This window comes from Amycolatopsis sp. NPDC088138, from assembly GCF_044741685.1.
Classification (GTDB): Bacteria; Actinomycetota; Actinomycetes; order Mycobacteriales; family Pseudonocardiaceae; genus Amycolatopsis.
Map to the genome: position 1 here is coordinate 215,223 of NZ_JBIUTB010000005.1, position 14,719 is coordinate 229,941.

General features: G+C 73.3%; 12 protein-coding genes. 6 read left to right on the forward strand and 6 right to left on the reverse strand.

Annotated elements, in window-relative coordinates; genetic code table 11:
- Positions 1-90: 90 nt before the first annotated feature.
- Positions 91-951, forward strand: coding sequence for a DMT family transporter (locus tag ACIOD2_RS27515; RefSeq protein WP_400543885.1), 861 nt, complete (start codon positions 91-93; stop codon positions 949-951).
- Between the two features lie 16 nt (positions 952-967).
- On the opposite strand, the gene ACIOD2_RS27520 is transcribed toward ACIOD2_RS27515, so the two are convergent.
- Positions 968-1,531, reverse strand: a complete 564-nt coding sequence (locus tag ACIOD2_RS27520; RefSeq protein WP_400546115.1) for a GNAT family N-acetyltransferase — start codon at positions 1,529-1,531, stop codon at positions 968-970.
- A 5-nt stretch (positions 1,532-1,536) separates the two neighbouring features.
- Positions 1,537-2,058 carry a YbaK/EbsC family protein gene (locus ACIOD2_RS27525; RefSeq protein ID WP_400543888.1) on the reverse strand — a complete coding sequence of 174 codons (522 nt, stop codon included), beginning with the start codon at positions 2,056-2,058 and terminating at the stop codon, positions 1,537-1,539.
- 220 nt (positions 2,059-2,278) lie between these two features.
- On the opposite strand from ACIOD2_RS27525, the gene ACIOD2_RS27530 reads away from it, so the two are divergent.
- From ACIOD2_RS27530 to ACIOD2_RS27550, 5 genes are all read left to right on the forward strand, one after another.
- Positions 2,279-2,743 carry an SAV_6107 family HEPN domain-containing protein gene (locus ACIOD2_RS27530; RefSeq protein WP_400543891.1) on the forward strand — a complete coding sequence of 155 codons (465 nt, stop codon included), beginning with the start codon at positions 2,279-2,281 and terminating at the stop codon, positions 2,741-2,743.
- Positions 2,733-3,500, forward strand: coding sequence for a maleylpyruvate isomerase family mycothiol-dependent enzyme (locus ACIOD2_RS27535; RefSeq protein WP_400543894.1), 768 nt, complete (start codon positions 2,733-2,735; stop codon positions 3,498-3,500). The genes ACIOD2_RS27530 and ACIOD2_RS27535 overlap by 11 nt, the downstream gene beginning before the upstream one ends.
- Before the next feature lie 57 nt (positions 3,501-3,557).
- Positions 3,558-4,289 carry a VOC family protein gene (locus ACIOD2_RS27540; protein WP_400543897.1) on the forward strand — a complete coding sequence of 244 codons (732 nt, stop codon included), beginning with the start codon at positions 3,558-3,560 and terminating at the stop codon, positions 4,287-4,289.
- Positions 4,290-4,304: 15 nt separating this feature from the next.
- Positions 4,305-5,117 (forward strand): alpha/beta fold hydrolase, encoded by an 813-nt coding sequence (locus ACIOD2_RS27545; RefSeq protein ID WP_400543900.1) that lies wholly within the window; start codon positions 4,305-4,307, stop codon positions 5,115-5,117.
- Positions 5,118-5,838: 721 nt separating this feature from the next.
- Positions 5,839-6,900 (forward strand): GNAT family N-acetyltransferase, encoded by a 1,062-nt coding sequence (locus ACIOD2_RS27550; RefSeq protein WP_400546118.1) that lies wholly within the window; start codon positions 5,839-5,841, stop codon positions 6,898-6,900.
- 15 nt (positions 6,901-6,915) lie between these two features.
- Here ACIOD2_RS27550 and def read toward each other — a convergent pair whose 3' ends face one another.
- From def to pdxA, 4 genes are all read right to left on the reverse strand, one after another.
- Complete coding sequence (gene def, locus ACIOD2_RS27555) at positions 6,916-7,416, reverse strand: peptide deformylase (protein WP_400543903.1); 501 nt, start codon at positions 7,414-7,416, stop codon at positions 6,916-6,918.
- A 732-nt stretch (positions 7,417-8,148) separates the two neighbouring features.
- Positions 8,149-12,807 carry a DEAD/DEAH box helicase gene (locus ACIOD2_RS27560; protein WP_400543906.1) on the reverse strand — a complete coding sequence of 1,553 codons (4,659 nt, stop codon included), beginning with the start codon at positions 12,805-12,807 and terminating at the stop codon, positions 8,149-8,151.
- On the reverse strand, positions 12,800-13,597 hold the full coding sequence (locus tag ACIOD2_RS27565) for a DeoR/GlpR family DNA-binding transcription regulator (RefSeq protein ID WP_400543909.1): 798 nt from the start codon (positions 13,595-13,597) through the stop codon (positions 12,800-12,802). Before ACIOD2_RS27565 ends, ACIOD2_RS27560 begins: the two co-directional genes overlap by 8 nt.
- A complete protein-coding gene (gene pdxA / locus ACIOD2_RS27570; protein WP_400543912.1) occupies positions 13,594-14,622 on the reverse strand; it encodes a 4-hydroxythreonine-4-phosphate dehydrogenase PdxA in 1,029 nt (342 codons plus the stop codon). Before pdxA ends, ACIOD2_RS27565 begins: the two co-directional genes overlap by 4 nt.
- Positions 14,623-14,719: the final 97 nt, after the last annotated feature.

The window sequence follows — 14,719 nt, forward strand, 5'->3', positions numbered from 1 at the left end:
GCCGCGTGACCCGCGGCTTCTTCGTGGTGCTCCGAAGCAGATCGTCCCGCGTCGTCGATCCCGATTCCTTCGACGCAGGAGCGTTTTCCGATGTCCCTCGCCCTACCCGTGCGCGCCCGTTCGTCGGCCGCGCTCGTCCTCGCCGGTGTCCTGTGGGGCACCGGCGGCCTGGCCGGCTCGCTTCTCGGCGAACTCGCCGGCCTCCATCCGCTCGCCGTCGCCGCCTGGCGGTTGCTCGTCGGCGGCGCCGTCGCGTGCCTGTTCGTCAAAGCCCGGCCACGAGGCCGCGCCGCGGCGAAGCGGCTGCTCGCCGTCGGCGGCCTGTTCGCGCTGTTCCAGGCGAGCTACTTCGCCGCCGTCGCGCTCAGCTCGGTGAGCGTCGCGACCATGACCACGATCGGCGCGGCGCCCGTCGTGGTCACCCTGGCCAAGCGGCGGCGTCCCGGCCGCTGGACGCTGGTCTCCCTGGCCGGCACCCTCGCCGGCCTGGTGCTGCTCCGCTGGTCGCCGGACACCACGGCGTCCCTCGGCGGGCTCGCGTTCGCGCTGCTCGCGGCGGCCGGTTTCGCGACGCTCACCCTGGTCACCGCCAAGCCGGTCGAGAGCCTCGACCCGCTGTCGACGACGGCGTTCGGCTGCCTGCTCGGCGGCCTGCTGCTGACGCCGGTGGCGAGCTGGTCCGGCATGGCGCTGCCGCTGCACCTGGACGTTCTCGCGGTCGCGCTGTACCTCGGCGTGGTGCCGACCGCGCTCGCGTACGCCGCGTACCTGCGCGGCCTCACCGGCGCGCACCCGGTGCTCGGCGCGCTGTCGGCGGTGCTCGAGCCGCTGACGGCGGCGGTGCTCTCGGCGGTGCTGCTCGGGGAACGGCTCGCCGTCACGGCGTGGTGCGGCGCGGCCGTGCTGGTCGCGGCGCTGGCCGTCGGCTACTGGCGGCCCGAACCGAGGTGAGCCCCGGCGCTGCCCCTCAGCGAGGCTCGAGGGGCTCGAGGGGCAGCGCCCGCCCCAGGATGGCGAACGGCCGCGGGTCGCCGGCGAAGTGGTAGTCGCGCAGGACGTCGACGAACCCGGTGCGGCGGTAGAGCTTCCACGCCCGGCTCGTGCCCTCCGGCGTCGACAGCAGGACGTGCGCGCTCGGCACGCTGTCGAGCAGCCCGCGCAGCAGGTCCTCGCCGATCTGGTGGCCCTGGTTCTCCGGCCGGACGTGGATCTCGGTCAGCTCGAAGTAGTCCAGCAGCCAGCGGTCGGCCTCGGCGGCCCCGGACCGGCGGCTCAGGCCGTGGCGCACCTGCTCGTGCCACCACTGCCCCGGCCGGCCGCGGTAGCCGTAGGCCAGGCCGAGCAGGACGTCGTCGGCGTCGAACGCGGCCATGCAGCGCCAGCCCTCACGCAGCGCGTGGGTGAGCCACATCGGCGCCCGCTGCTCGGCGGTGCCGGCCGGGTACCGCATCGCGCGGACGTAGATGTCCAGTGCCTCGGGCAGCCGCGCGCGGAACTCCTCCGCGGAGAGCTGGACGTAACGGGAGCGCATCGCGGTCACGGCTGGCCATTCTCCTCCGCGCCGGCGAGCGCGCCCGGAGTACCCCCGGTCAACGCCACCAGCCCGGCGAAGGTCGTCGGGAAGACGGTCTTCGGGTGCCCCGCGGCGGCCCAGACGACGTCGTGGGCGGCCAGTGCGGTGTCGACGAGAGTGGTCAGCCGCGTGGGGTGCCCGACCGGGGCGACACCTCCGATCGGCTGCCCGGTGTGCGCCCGCACGAAGTCGGCGTCGGCCTTGCCCACGGCCTCGACGCCGCCCAGCTCGGCGAGCGTTTCCGGGTCCGCGCGGTGGGCGCCGGAGGTCAGCGCGAGCAGCGCGTGCGCGTTTTTGTCGTACCCCACGCGGAAGATGAGGCTGTTGGCGATGGCCCCCACCGGCACGCCGAGTGCCTCGGCCGCCTGGGCGGCGGTCCGGACCTCGGCGGGCAGGACGCGGATGCCCTCGGCGGCGGCGTGCTGCCCGGCTTCGGACAGCGCGGCCGCCACCTTGGCGACGGCGGGGTGGTCCAGCGAACTCATGAACCTATGAGATCACGCCGGCGACGGGGTGTCCCGCACCACGTCCGGGGATTCCACCCTCGGGGTTGAGCGGACGCCACGTCCGGGGTTACTCTGGAAATTGTTCGAACAGACGTTCGACATCTGGTGAGCGCGCACCGGTCAGTGACCGGCGCGGGGCGGGGGAAGCGCCCGGCGCCGGTCATCGACCGGGCTCACGAAGCGCAGGAGGAGGGTCGTCATGTCCGTCTCGGTCGTGTCCCCCGCGGATCCCGGGCAGCCCCAGCTGCCCCTGTCGCTGCGCCCGCCCGCCTCGCCGGCGGCGGCCGGCCTGCTCGCCCAGGCGCGGCGCGGGCTCGCCGAAGCCGAGCGGGAAACCGATCCCGCGGAGCGCTTCATCGGCGCGTACCTCGCTGCGCTGCGCGGTGCCGCCGCGGTGCTCGCCGCCCACGGCCGCCCGCACCGGGGCCGGTCGCGCCCGGCCAGCACGTGGGTCCTGCTCGACGCCGACGCCCCCGAGCTGCGGGAGTGGTCCGCCTTCTTCGCGAGCAACTCGGCCATGCGCGCCGACGCTCAGGCCGGCATCACCGGCAAGGTCACCGCGGAGTCGGCCGCGGACCTGGTGCGCGCCGCCCACCCGTTCCTGGAACTGGTCCGCCGTCTGGTGCACGGCCTGCCGATCGCCGAGGACGCCCATGTCGCCTGAGCACGCCCTGGTCGACCAAGGGCGGCTGCTCACGGCGTTGGAGAGCGAAGGCGCGGTATTGGTCGAGGCGGTGCGTGCGGCACCGCTCGAGGCGCCGGTGCCGGCCTGCCCGGGCTGGTCGCTCGGCGAGGTGGCCCGCCACGTCGGCAGCCGCTACCGGATGGTCCGGCGGCGGCTGGTCGAAGGCCGCGTCCCGGACGAGTGGCAGCGTGACCCCGAACCCGGCCAGAGCCTGGCGCGGTACCTGGAGACCGGGCTGGCCGAGCTGATCGACGAGCTGGCGGCGCACGACCCGGCGGAGCCCGCCGACACGTGGTGGCCCGCCGACCCGACGTACGGCTTCTGGCGGCGGCGGATGGTGCACGAGACCGTGGTGCACCGCGTCGACGTCGAGCAGGCGGCGGGCGTGGAGGAGCGTGAGGTGCCCGAGGACCTCGCGCTCGACGGCATCGACGAGGCGCTGATCCTCTGGTTCGGGCAGAAGCTGCCGCTGCTCGGGCTCACCGGCACGAAGGCGGGCTCGGTCGGAGTGAAGGCCGGCGGGCACAGCTGGATCGCGCGGGCTGGCCCGGAAACGACCGAGGCCTGGCACTGCTCGGCGGAGGAGGCCGAAGCGGCGGACGACGTCGTCACGGCCGAACCCTGGCGGATCTACCTGTGGCTCTGGGGCCGGGCGTCCCTGACCTCGGTGACCGTGCGGGGCGTGCACGACCAGGCGGCCCAGCTGTGGGCGCTGCTGCGGCTCGCGACCCGATGACCGGCCGGCGGGGAAGCCGAACCGGAACTGTCGGGGGCGGGCGCTAGCGTGCGGCGCATGAGCACTCGCCTGGTCAACCTGGTGATCGACGCGGCGCGGCCGAGGGTCCTGGCGGACTTCTGGGCCGCGCTGCTCGGCTGGCGCGTCGCGATCGAAGAGCCGGACGAGGTCGACGTGCGGGCCCCGGAGACCGACGGCTGGGACCTGGACCTGGTGTTCGTTCCCGTTCCGGAGGCGAAGCTGGTCAAGAACCGCGTCCACCTGGACCTGGCGAGCAAGACACCCGCGCACCAGGAGGAGCTGGTCGCACGCGCGCTGGAGCTGGGCGGCCGGCGCGTCGATGTCGGCCAAGGCGCGGTGCCGTGGGTGGTGCTGGCGGACCCGGAGGGCAACGAGTTCTGCGTCCTGGAACCGCGCGAGCAGTACGCGGACACGGGCGCGGTGGCCTCGATCCTGGTCGACTCCCGGTCCCCGGCGCGGCTCGCGGACTTCTGGGCCGGGATCACGGGCTGGCCGGTCCGGTCCCGGGAGGGCGAGGTCATCGTGGGCCTGCGCGCGCCGTCGGGCCGCGGCCCGTGGCTGGAGTTACTCCGCAACGAGGACGTGAAGCGGGTGAAGAACCGCGTGCACCTGGACGTGGCACCCCCGGCGGGCGCCGACCACGCGGCCGCGGTGTCGGAGATCCTGGCGGCCGGGGCGTCCCCGGCCGACGTCGGTGCGCCCAGCCTGCCGTGGCGCGTGCTGACCGATCCGGAGGGCAACGAGTTCTGCGTGCTGACCCCGCGCTGACCTAGCTTGGGATTCATGGAGACCTTCGACTGGCAGGGGCGCCGCATCGCCTGGGAAGCCGCGGGTTCCGGGCCCGCGGTGGTGTTCTGCCACGGCACGCCGTGGTCGTCGTGGCTGTGGCGGCCCTTCGCCGAGGCGCTGAGCGGCGACTTCAAGGTGTACCTCTGGGACATGCCGGGCTACGGCCGGTCCTCGAAGGACCCCGCGCACGCCGTCGACTTCGGCGTCCAGGCGGAGGCGTTCCAGGCCCTGCTTGAGCACTGGGACCTGGACCGCCCCCACGTCGTTGCCCACGACTACGGCGGCGCGGTGTCGCTGCGCACCACCCTGGTCCACGGCATGCCGTACGCCTCGCTCCTGCTGGCCGACGTGGTGGCGATCCCGCCGGCGGGATCGCCGTTCTTCCGGCTGGTCAAGCAGCACCCGGACGTGCTCGCCCAGGTGCCCCCGTACATCCACGAAGCGCTGGTCAGGGCCTACATCAGCAACGCAAGCTTCCACCAGCTGCGAGACGCGGACCTGGCCGCCCTGACGGCGCCATGGCTCGGCGAGGAGGGACAGCCGGCGTTCTACCGCCAGATCGCCGCGTACGACGAGACCTACCTGGCCACGAACGAGGAACGACTGGCCCGGCTGAACCTCCCGGTACGAGTGCTGTGGGGCACCGAGGACACCTGGATCCCGATAGCCACGGGCAAGCGGCTGGCGGCAGGCATCCCCGGCGCCACGTTCGCCCAGGTGGAGGCGGCAGGACACCTCATCCAGCTGGACGCCCCGGTGAAGCTGGCCACGGAGCTGCGCTCCTGGCTGACCCGCGTGGCCGGTTAGCGGCATCCCAAGCGATGCTCGGCCGACTTGCGTGGTCGGTTGGCGGGTGTTCCGTAGCTGACTCGCGTGGTCAGTCGACGAGAGTCTCGAGTCGTGGTCTAGCCGACTTGTGTGGTCGTTTGGCGGGCATCCTGGGTCTCGGTCTGGCCGAGCTGTGGTCTGGTCGAGGCGCGGTCCAGGCGACCACGTTGTCAGCTTGCGGGCATCCCGATCTTGCATCCTGCCGTACGGCGTGGCTGGTCAGTGCGTCCGAGCGCCGCTTCGGCCCACTTGCGTGGTCAGTAGCGCATCTGAGCCACGCTTCAGCTGACCTGCGTGGTCGGTTAGCGGCCATCTCGGGCGGCGGTCCGGCCGAGCTGCAGCCCGGGTGACCGCGTGGCTGGTTGGCGGGCATCCCGAGCCACGCTTCGCCGACCTGCGGGCAGTTAGCCGCATCCCGAGCCGCGGTCCGGGCGACCGGTGTGGTCGGTTGGCGGACATCGCGAGCGGCGGTCTGGCGAGTGCGGTCCGGCGACCCGCGTCGCCGGTCGGCGGGCATCCCGAGCCATGGTGCGGCCGAGTCGCGGCCCGGTCGAGTTGTGGTCCGGCCGAGGTGCGTGGCCGGGTGAGTGTTTCGCCCGAGTTGCCGGGTCGCGTCGAACGCTGACCTGCGCGAAACACTCGCGTCCCGGTGAGGCAACAACCGCGGAGGACCGTGGTGGCCATGGAGACCTCTCGAGCGTTGCCCCAGCACGGTCAGCCGGCCGCCGTCGAGGAGCCGGCCACGCCGTCCGCGTGGCGGGTGCGGGTCCGGATGCACGACCACCCGGGCACCCTGGCCCGCATCGCCATCCGGCTCGCCGACCTCGAGTGCAACATCCTCGGCCTGACCGTGCTGCCGGTCCCGGGCGGCGTGCTCGACGAGATCGTGCTGCGCCCCGCGACCGGCCTGCCCCGGCGGCTCCTGGTCGACGCCATCCGCGAGGAGGGCTGCGAATGCACCGCGATCATCGACGCCGACGTCCACGAGCTGGTCGACTCGGCCTCCTCGACGCTGGCCGCGGCCCGCCGCGCGGTCGACGACCCCGCTCGCCTCGCCGAGGTCCTGAAGGAGATCCTGGCGGCCGACGTGGTCACCCTCGTCCCCGTCACGGAAGCCAACCCGGCCCGCACCGAGAGCGGGCACCGCGCGGTGTTCGAGCTGGGCGCCGACACCGCGCTGGTGGCACGCCGCCAGTGGGCGCCGTTCGTGCAGCTGGAGCTGACCCGCGCCGAGTCGCTCGTCATGCTGCTCACCGCGGCGGCCCGGAACGTCGCGGGCCCGGTGGTCCTCGACCGCCCGGACGGCGCGGCGATCGTCCTGCGCAAGGGCGTCCCCGGCGACGCCGACGCGGTGTCCGAACTGCACCGCCGCTGCTCGATGGCGACGCTGTTCCGGCGCTACCACACCGGAGTGCGGACGGTGCCGCGCCGCTGGCTGCACCGCCTGCTGATGCCACCGCGCGGCACGAGCGTGCTGGCCGTCTTCGGCCGGGAGGTGATCGGCCTGGCCCAGCTCATCCCGACCGCGGCGGGCGGCGCCGAGATCTCCCTGCTGGTCGAGGACGACTGGCAGCGCCAGGGCATCGGCACGGCCCTGCTGGCCCGGCTCGCGGTCCTCGCCGAAGCCCAGGGCATCACGGAGCTGACCGCGGACTGTCTCGCGGGCGACGACGTCATGCCCCGCACAGCCGCCCGAGCGGGCCTGCGCACCGAGCGCGGCTCGGAGGACGGGGCCAAGCTCAGGCTGTTCCTGCCTGGCTGAGCTGTTCGAGAGTGATCAGCGCTTCCAGAACCAGTCCTTGTCCCGCGCCTCGCGCAGAGCGGCCTTCTTGCGCTCGGCGGTGAGCCGGTCGAGGTAGAGAACGCCGTCGAGGTGGTCGGTTTCGTGCTGCAGGCACTGCGCCAGCACGTCCTCGCCTTCGACCTCGATCGGTTCGTTGTGCGCGTCGACCCCGCGAACCTTGGCGTGTTTCGCCCGCCTGGTGGGGAACCACAGTTCCGGCACGGACAGGCAGCCCTCGTCGATCTCGTGCGTCTCTTCGGACAGCTCGACGATCTCGGGGTTGACGACGTACCCGGTGAGCCCGGCGACGTCGTAGCTGAAGATCCGCAGCCCGACGCCGATCTGCGGCGCGGCCAGCCCGGCCCGCCCGGCCGGTTTCACGGAGTCGACCAGGTCCCGCACGAGCGCCTCGAGCTTCGCGTCGAAAACCGTGACCGGATCGCAGACGGACTTGAGGATCGGGTCCCCGAAATAGCGCAGTTCGCGCATGGCCATGAGCAGAACATCCTTCGTGCGTGTCGGACTGGCAGCTTAGGCCAGCGAGGATTCACCCCGCCGGGGAATCACCCCGAACCCGGAACCCCGCGACCGTCGGCACTCGCTCATCGGCACCCGCGCACCCCGCACCCGCGCGAATAGGACGACGCGGCGATCGCGGTCCGAGCCGGCGCGGCATCGCTGGTGACCGGGCGTGCCTCGCGCGTGTTGGAGGGACATCGCAGGCAATCAGCGGGTGTCGCGCGGCTTGGTGAGGCATCGTGCGGCTTGGTGGGGCATCGCGTGCGACAGGGCATGCTTTGCGTGTGTTTGGAGGGCTTCGGGTGTGATCTGGCGGGTATCGCGTGCGTTCGGCGGGGCATCACTCGTGATCGGGCGGGCTTCGCGCGTGTTCGGAAGGGCATTGCGTGCGTTTGGCGGGGCAACACTCGTGAGCCAGAGGGCATCGGGCGCGTCCAGACGGGCATCACGTGATCCGGCGGGCATCGCGCGTGTGCTTGGCGGGCTTCGGGTGTGATCTGGCGGGTATCGCGTGTGCTTGGCGGGGCATCGCCCGTGATCCGGCGGGCATCGCGTGTGCTTGGCGGAGCATCGCGCGTGATCCGGAGGGCATCGGGCGCGTCCAGACGGGCATCACGCGTGATCTGGTCGGCATCACTCCTGGCTGGCGGGGTATCGCTCCTGTCGTCGGGTCGTGGTTGATTGGTCGGGCCGCGCCGAGTCCGGGGGTCAGGCGCGGAGGCGGAGGCCCGATGGGGTCGCCCGGAAGCCCGCCTCCGTCAGTACTTGCGCGAGTTCGGAGGTCAGGGCTTGCTCGCCGTCCGCGCGCTGGACCGACAGCTGGCCCAGCCAGCCTTCCCGGACCGCCGCCGACAACGCCTGGGCGGCGTCCGACAGCGGTTTCCGTTCCTCCGTGAAGCTCAGCAGCGAACGGCCTCCTCGCTCGACGTACAGGGCCGGGACTCCGTCGACCAGCACCGCCAGCGCACCCGCTTTGCGTGCCGGGCGGTGTTTCGTGTTGCCGGTCGCCGCCGGCCAGGGGAGGGCGGCGCCGTAGGGCTGGGCCGGGTCCGCCGCCGCCAGGACCACCGCGCGGCCTGGGGCGGGACGGCCCGGGCCCGACAGCGCGCGCAGCTGGTCGACCGCGCCCTTCGCCGCGAACTGGGCCGCGCCGAGACCCTCCACGACGTAGCCGCGGATCACCTGGCCGGTGTCCTCCATGCCGCGCAGCACCTTGTAGATCCCGGAAAAGCCGCCCGTGACGCGTTCGGTGTCGAGTGCGCCGCGGGTCAGGACGCCGTGGCGCTCCAGGAACGCTTCGGTGCGAGCGTGGGCGCGCCGGGTCGCGTCGGTTTCGCGGGTGGGGGTCAGCGCCCACCGGCCGGCGACCGTCGGCGGGCCGGAGCGCGACGGCATCTGCGGCCGCCCCGCCCGCAACCGCGCGTACCGGCCGCGCGGGGCCTGGCGGCGGGGTTTGTGCACCCCGTGCCCGGCGACCTGGGCGCGCAGGGGCCCCAGGGTGTCGCCCGTGACCAGGCCGGCCCACACCAGATCCCACAACGCGGCTATGACTTCGGCGTCGGCGGGCGCCTTCTCCACCAGCACGGTCGCCCGGTCCACCAGCTGCCGGAAGAACAGCGCGCCACCCTCCAAAGTGGACACGATGGCGTCGTGCAGCGGGCCGGTCGGGATGTCCTCGACCACCTCCGGCAGCAGCAGGTCGGCGACGTCCGCAGGCGCGAGGGCGATCCAGCCGTCGCCGCCCGACAGCGCGCCGCAGCCCGCCCAGGTGACTTCGCCCGCGGTCGTCAGCTCGTCCAGCAGAGCGGGGGAGTAGCCCGGCAGCCGTCCGGGCAGGATCAGCGACTCCACGGCGCTCGCCGGCAACGGCGCCCCGGCGAGCTGCTCGACGACCGACAGCACGTCGTCCGCCGTCGGCGCCGCCCGGACGCGGCCGCCGAACCCGTGCCACGACGGCAGGAACCGGCCCAGCGCCGCCGGTTCGACCGGCTCCACCTCGGCGCGCAGTTTCGCCAATGACGCTCGCCGCAGCCGCCGCAGCACCGCCGAGTCGCAGTATTCGATGCCGACACCGTGCGTGTCGGGATGCCCGACCGGGCTGAGCTCGCCCCGGACCAGGCGGCCCGCCCCGGTCATCCGGTCGAGGACGCCGGTGACGACGGCCGTGCCGAGCCCGAACCGCGCGGCCGCGTTCGCCGCGGCGAACGGGCCCCGGCTCCGGGAATAGCGTGCCAGCAGGTCGCCGAGCGGGTCCGCGACCGGTTCGGTGAACGCCTCGGGCACCCCGACCGGCAGTGCGGTGCCCAGCGCGTCCCGCACCCGGCCCGCGTCTTCGATCGCCAGGAACCGTTCCTCACCACCGATCCGCACCCGGATCGCGCGCCGCGCCGCCTCCAGTTCGGTCAGCCACTCCGGCTGGATGCCCCGCGTCCCGGCTTCCTCGACCGTCATGTCGCCGAGGAACCGCAGCAGGTCCGCGGCGTCTTCGGCCGAGCGCGCGTGCCGGTCGGGTTCGAGGCGCTGCAACGAGCGCTCGACCTCGGCCACGGCCTCGGGGTCCAGCAGCTCCCGGATCGCCTCGGTGCCCAGGAGCTCGGCCAGCAGTCCCGAATCCAGCGACAACGCCGCCGCGCGCCGCTCGGCCAGCGGGGCGTCGGTCTCGTAGAGGAACATGCCGATGTAGCCGAAGAGCAGGCTGCGCGCGAACGGCGACGCGGCCGGTGTCTCGACCTCGACCAGCCGGACCTTCCGGCCCCGGACGTCGGCCATCAGCTCGCGCAGCCCGCCCACGTCGTAGACGTCCTGCAGCACCTCGCGCATCGCTTCCAGCACTACCGGGAAACGCTCGTACTTCGCCGCGACCGACAGCAGCTGCGACGCCCGTTGCCGCTGCTGCCACAACGGTGTCCGGCGCCGCGGGTCCCGGCGCGGCAGCAGCAGCGACCGCGCCGCGCATTCCCGGAACCGCGCCGCGAACACGGCTGAGCCGCCGACCTCGGCGACGATGAGCTGCTCGACCTCCTCGGGGTCGAGCAGGATGTCGTCGGCGCCGATGGTGACGTCGGCGCCTTCGGCGTCGAGTGCGTCCGGGAGGCGCAGCACGATGCCGTCGTCGGAGTGGGCCACCTGCGCGTCGACCCCGCGGTTTTCCCGCAGCCGGGCGGCGATCGCCAGCGCCCACGGCGCGTTCACCTGGGCGCCGAACGGCGAGTGCACGACGATCCGCCAGTCGCCCAGCTCGTCGCGGTAGCGCTCCAACAGGATCGTCCGGTCGTTCGGGACGTGCCGGGTCGCGGCCTTCTGCTCGGCCAGGTAGGCGAGCAGGTTGTCGCACGCCCGCTCGTCCAGCCCCGCCGCGACGGCCCGCTCTCGCGCCTTCACGTCGTCCGATGTGGACAGTTCGCGGACGAACTTCCCCAGCGCCCGGCCGAGTTCCAGCGGACGGCCCGGCGCGTCACCCTTCCAGAACGGCATCCGCGCCGGTTCGCCCGGCGCGGGCACCACGATGACGCGGTCGTGCGTGATGTCGGTGATCCGCCACGACGACGTGCCCAGCAGGATGGTGTCGCCGACGCGCGACTCGTACACCATCTCTTCGTCGAACTCGCCGACCCGCGAGCCGGGCTTGTCGTCCCCGCCCGGGGTCATCACGGTGAACAGGCCGCGGTCCGGGATGGTGCCGCCCGACGTGACGGCCAGCCGCTGCGAGCCCGGCCGCCCGCGCAGCTCGCCGCTGACGCGGTCCCAGGTGATTCGCGCCCGCAGCTCGCCGAACTCCTCACTCGGATAACGGCCGGCCAGCATGTCGAGCACCGCGTGCAGCGCGTCGTCCGGCAGCGCGGCGAACGGCGCCGCGCGCCGCACCAGCGACGCCAGGTCCGTGACCGTCCACGGCTCGAGCGCCACCATGGCCACGACGTGCTGCGCCAGGACGTCCAGCGGGTTGCGCGGATAGCGGACCGCTTCGATCGCCCCGGTCGCCATCCGTTCCGCGACGACCGCGCAGGAAACGAGGTCCCCGCGGAACTTCGGGAACATCACCCCGGAGGACACCGCGCCGACCTGGTGCCCGGCGCGGCCGACACGCTGCAACCCGGACGCCACCGTCGGCGGCGCCTCGATCTGCACCACCAGGTCGACCGCGCCCATGTCGATGCCCAGCTCCAGCGACGACGTCGCCACCACGCAGGGCAGCCGCCCGGACTTGAGTTCCTCTTCGACGTGCGTGCGCTGCTCCCGCGACATCGACCCGTGGTGCGCCCGCGCGATCACCGGCGGCGCGCCGGTGCTCACGCCCGATTGCCCGACCGCCTCGGCGGGGAACGTGTCGCCCGGCGTCAGCTCGGTCTGCTCGGCGGCCAGTTCGTTGAGCCGGGCGGTGAGGCGCTCGGTGAGCCGGCGCGAGTTGCCGAAGACGATCGTCGAGCGGTGCGACTGGATCAGGCTCAGCACCCGCTCCTCGACCGCGGGCCAGATCGACGGCCGCTGCACCGGGTTGCCGGCCATCTCCTCCAGCGTGCCCAGCCCGCCCGGCGCGATGTCGCCCGGCGGGAACGCGGTGGTCAGCGACTCCAGGGCGTCGAGCGGGCTCGGCGCCGGGCCGCGGGGCGCGTCGAGGTTGCCCATGTCCTCCACCGGGACCTCGACCCGCACCTCGATGGTCTTCGCCAGCTTCGGCTGCACGACCCGCACCGGACGGCCGCCGGCCAGGAACGCGCCCACCTCGTCGATCGGTCGGACCGTCGCCGACAGGCCGATCCGCTGGGCGGGCTTCGGCAGCAGCGAGTCCAGCCGCTCCAGCGACAGCGCGAGGTGCGCGCCGCGCTTGCCGCCGGCGACCGCGTGCACCTCGTCGACGATCACCGTCTCGACGCCCTTCAGCGATTCCCGCGCCGAGGAGGTGAGGATCAGGAACAGCGACTCGGGTGTGGTCACCAGCACGTCCGGCGGGGTCTTGCCGAACGAGCGGCGCTCGGCCGCGGTCGTGTCGCCGGTGCGCATGCCGACCGTGATCTCCGGTACCGGCAGCCCGAGCCGCCGGGTCGCCTGCGAGATCCCGGCCAGCGGGGCCCGCAGGTTCCGCTGGACGTCGACCGCCAGGGCCTTCAGCGGCGAGACGTAGAGGATCCGGCAGCGTTTCGTGGCCTCGGCGGGCGGCGGCTCCACCGAGAGCCGGTCCAGTGCCCAGAGGAACGCGGACAGGGTCTTGCCGGACCCGGTCGGCGCGACGACGAGGGCGTGCTCGCCCGCGTGCGCGGCCCGCCAGGCCCCCTCCTGCGCCGCGGTCGGCGCGGCGAAGGCCCCGGTGAACCAGGCCCGGGTCGCGGGGGAGAAGAGGTCGAGCACGTCAGCTGCCACGTCATCCATGATGCGCGGCACCACCGACAGTTTCGGGGGATCCTGCCAGGATCACGCTCTGGGCGAACTGCGGATACGTGACGTCGACCGCCGGTTCGTCGGTGACCAGGCGGAACTCCCGGTCCAGCGGCGCCCAGTAGGGGAAGGGCGCCTGGCCCAGCTTGGAGCGGTCGGCCAGCACGTACGCCTCCGCGCCCGCGTGCAGCATCGCGTGCTTGACCACCGACTGCTCGAGTGACGGGCAGCACAGGCCCCGCCCGGACACCAGGCCGTCCGCACCGAGGAACACCCGGTCGGGTGAGACGTGCCGCAGCTGCGCGAGGACGCTCTCGCCGAGGATCGCCTCGCCGGGGTGCCGCAGCCGCCCGCCGAGCACGATCAGGTCGATCCCCGGGAAGCCGGCCAGCTCGCGGATCGCGGTGACGCCGTTGGTGACCACGGTCAGGCCCTCGCGGTGGGCGAGGTGGCGGGCCAGCCGCCCAGCGGTCGTCCCGGCGTCTAGCAGCACGACTTCGCCGTCCTGCACCAAGGCGGCGGCTTCGCGGGCGATGGCGTCCTTCGCCGCCGCGTGCTCCTGGTCCTTCTCCCGGGGACCGCGTTCGGGCCCGGGGTCGAGCGCGCCGCCGTAGGTGCGCACCACGTGCCCGGCCCCGGCGAGCGAGGCGAGGTCGCGGCGGATCGTCGACTCGGAGACGCCGAACTCCTCGGCCAGCTGCGTGATGCCACCCGAGCCGTCGCGGACGGCCTCCAGCAGCATCGCGCGCCGGTCACGGGTCCCCGGCCGGGGCTGGGACGTCATCGGCCCGGCGGGTAGATCGAGGGCAGCTTCCGCGCGTACGGCGCCAGGGCCGCCGCGGCCTTGAACGCCGCGACCATCGTGCCGTGCGACGCCCGGCCGGTGCCCGCGATGTCGAACTCCGTGCCGTGGTCGACCGACGTGCGCAGGATCGGCAGCCCGACGGTGACCGACACCGTGCCTTCGAAGTCGTAGGTCTTCGACGCGATGTGCCCCTGGTCGTGGTACAGCGCGAGCACACCGTCGAACTGGCCCTGGATCCCTTGGTGGAACACGGAATCCGCGGGGAGGGGACCGACCACGTCGAGGCCCGCGGCCCGCGCCGCGGCCACCGCGGGCGCGATCACGACGATCTCCTCGTCACCGAACCTGCCGCCCTCGCCGCCGTGCGGGTTCAGTGCCGCCACGGCGAGTCTCGGCTTCTCCGTGCCGAACACCTCCAGCGCGGTGTACGCCTCGCGGATCGCGTACTCGATGTTCTCCCGGGTGACCCGGTCGATGGCCTCGCGCAGCGAAAGGTGCCGGGTGGCGAAGAAGATCTTCAGCCCGGACACCCAGAACATCGTGTTGTACCGGGTCGAGCCGGTCAGCTCGCCGAGCAGCTCGGTCTGCCCGAGGTGCTGCGAGCCACCCGCCGCCCAGATCGCCTCCTTGCTGATCGGTGAGGTCACGACCGCGTCGACCTCGCCGGCCAGCGCGAGCCGGGTGGCCACCTCGATCGCCCCGACGGCCGCGGCGCCCGCGGTCGGATTCACCTCGCCCCACGGCAGGTCCTCGCGGACCACGCCGAGGTTGAGGATGTCGATCACGCCGGTGGTGAAGCGCGCGTCGGCGACCGTGGCGATCGGGTTGACCTCCAGGTGCAGGCCCAGATGCCGGACCAGGCGTTCCAGCACGATCGCGTCACCGACCGCGACCCCGCGCGCCATCTGCAGGGACTCGGGCTCGGCGAGGGTCTTCAGGGTGATCTCCGGGCCGACGCCCACGGGGTCGCCGAGGGTGACGGCGAGGATCGGGAGGTCGCTCACGGGGGTCTTCCTTCTGGTCGGCACTGCGATACGGGGTCGTCCGTCGAACGGGTGCGACTCGCGCCGCGTGTCATGAGAAGAGGCTACGTCATGTTGC

Excerpts from the sequence above, each read along its gene's own strand:
- ACIOD2_RS27540 (WP_400543897.1), top strand. The coding sequence starts at position 3,558 with ATGAGCACTCGCCTGGTCAACCTGGTGATCGACGCGGCGCGGCCGAGG.
- ACIOD2_RS27520 (WP_400546115.1), bottom strand. The coding sequence starts at position 1,531 with ATGCGCTCCCGTTACGTCCAGCTCTCCGCGGAGGAGTTCCGCGCGCGG.
- ACIOD2_RS27530 (WP_400543891.1), top strand. The coding sequence starts at position 2,279 with ATGTCCGTCTCGGTCGTGTCCCCCGCGGATCCCGGGCAGCCCCAGCTG.
- ACIOD2_RS27565 (WP_400543909.1), bottom strand. The coding sequence starts at position 13,597 with ATGACGTCCCAGCCCCGGCCGGGGACCCGTGACCGGCGCGCGATGCTG.
- ACIOD2_RS27535 (WP_400543894.1), top strand. The coding sequence starts at position 2,733 with ATGTCGCCTGAGCACGCCCTGGTCGACCAAGGGCGGCTGCTCACGGCG.
- ACIOD2_RS27545 (WP_400543900.1), top strand. The coding sequence starts at position 4,305 with ATGGAGACCTTCGACTGGCAGGGGCGCCGCATCGCCTGGGAAGCCGCG.
- def (WP_400543903.1), bottom strand. The coding sequence starts at position 7,416 with ATGGCCATGCGCGAACTGCGCTATTTCGGGGACCCGATCCTCAAGTCC.
- ACIOD2_RS27525 (WP_400543888.1), bottom strand. The coding sequence starts at position 2,058 with ATGAGTTCGCTGGACCACCCCGCCGTCGCCAAGGTGGCGGCCGCGCTG.
- ACIOD2_RS27515 (WP_400543885.1), top strand. The coding sequence starts at position 91 with ATGTCCCTCGCCCTACCCGTGCGCGCCCGTTCGTCGGCCGCGCTCGTC.
- ACIOD2_RS27560 (WP_400543906.1), bottom strand. The coding sequence starts at position 12,807 with ATGGATGACGTGGCAGCTGACGTGCTCGACCTCTTCTCCCCCGCGACC.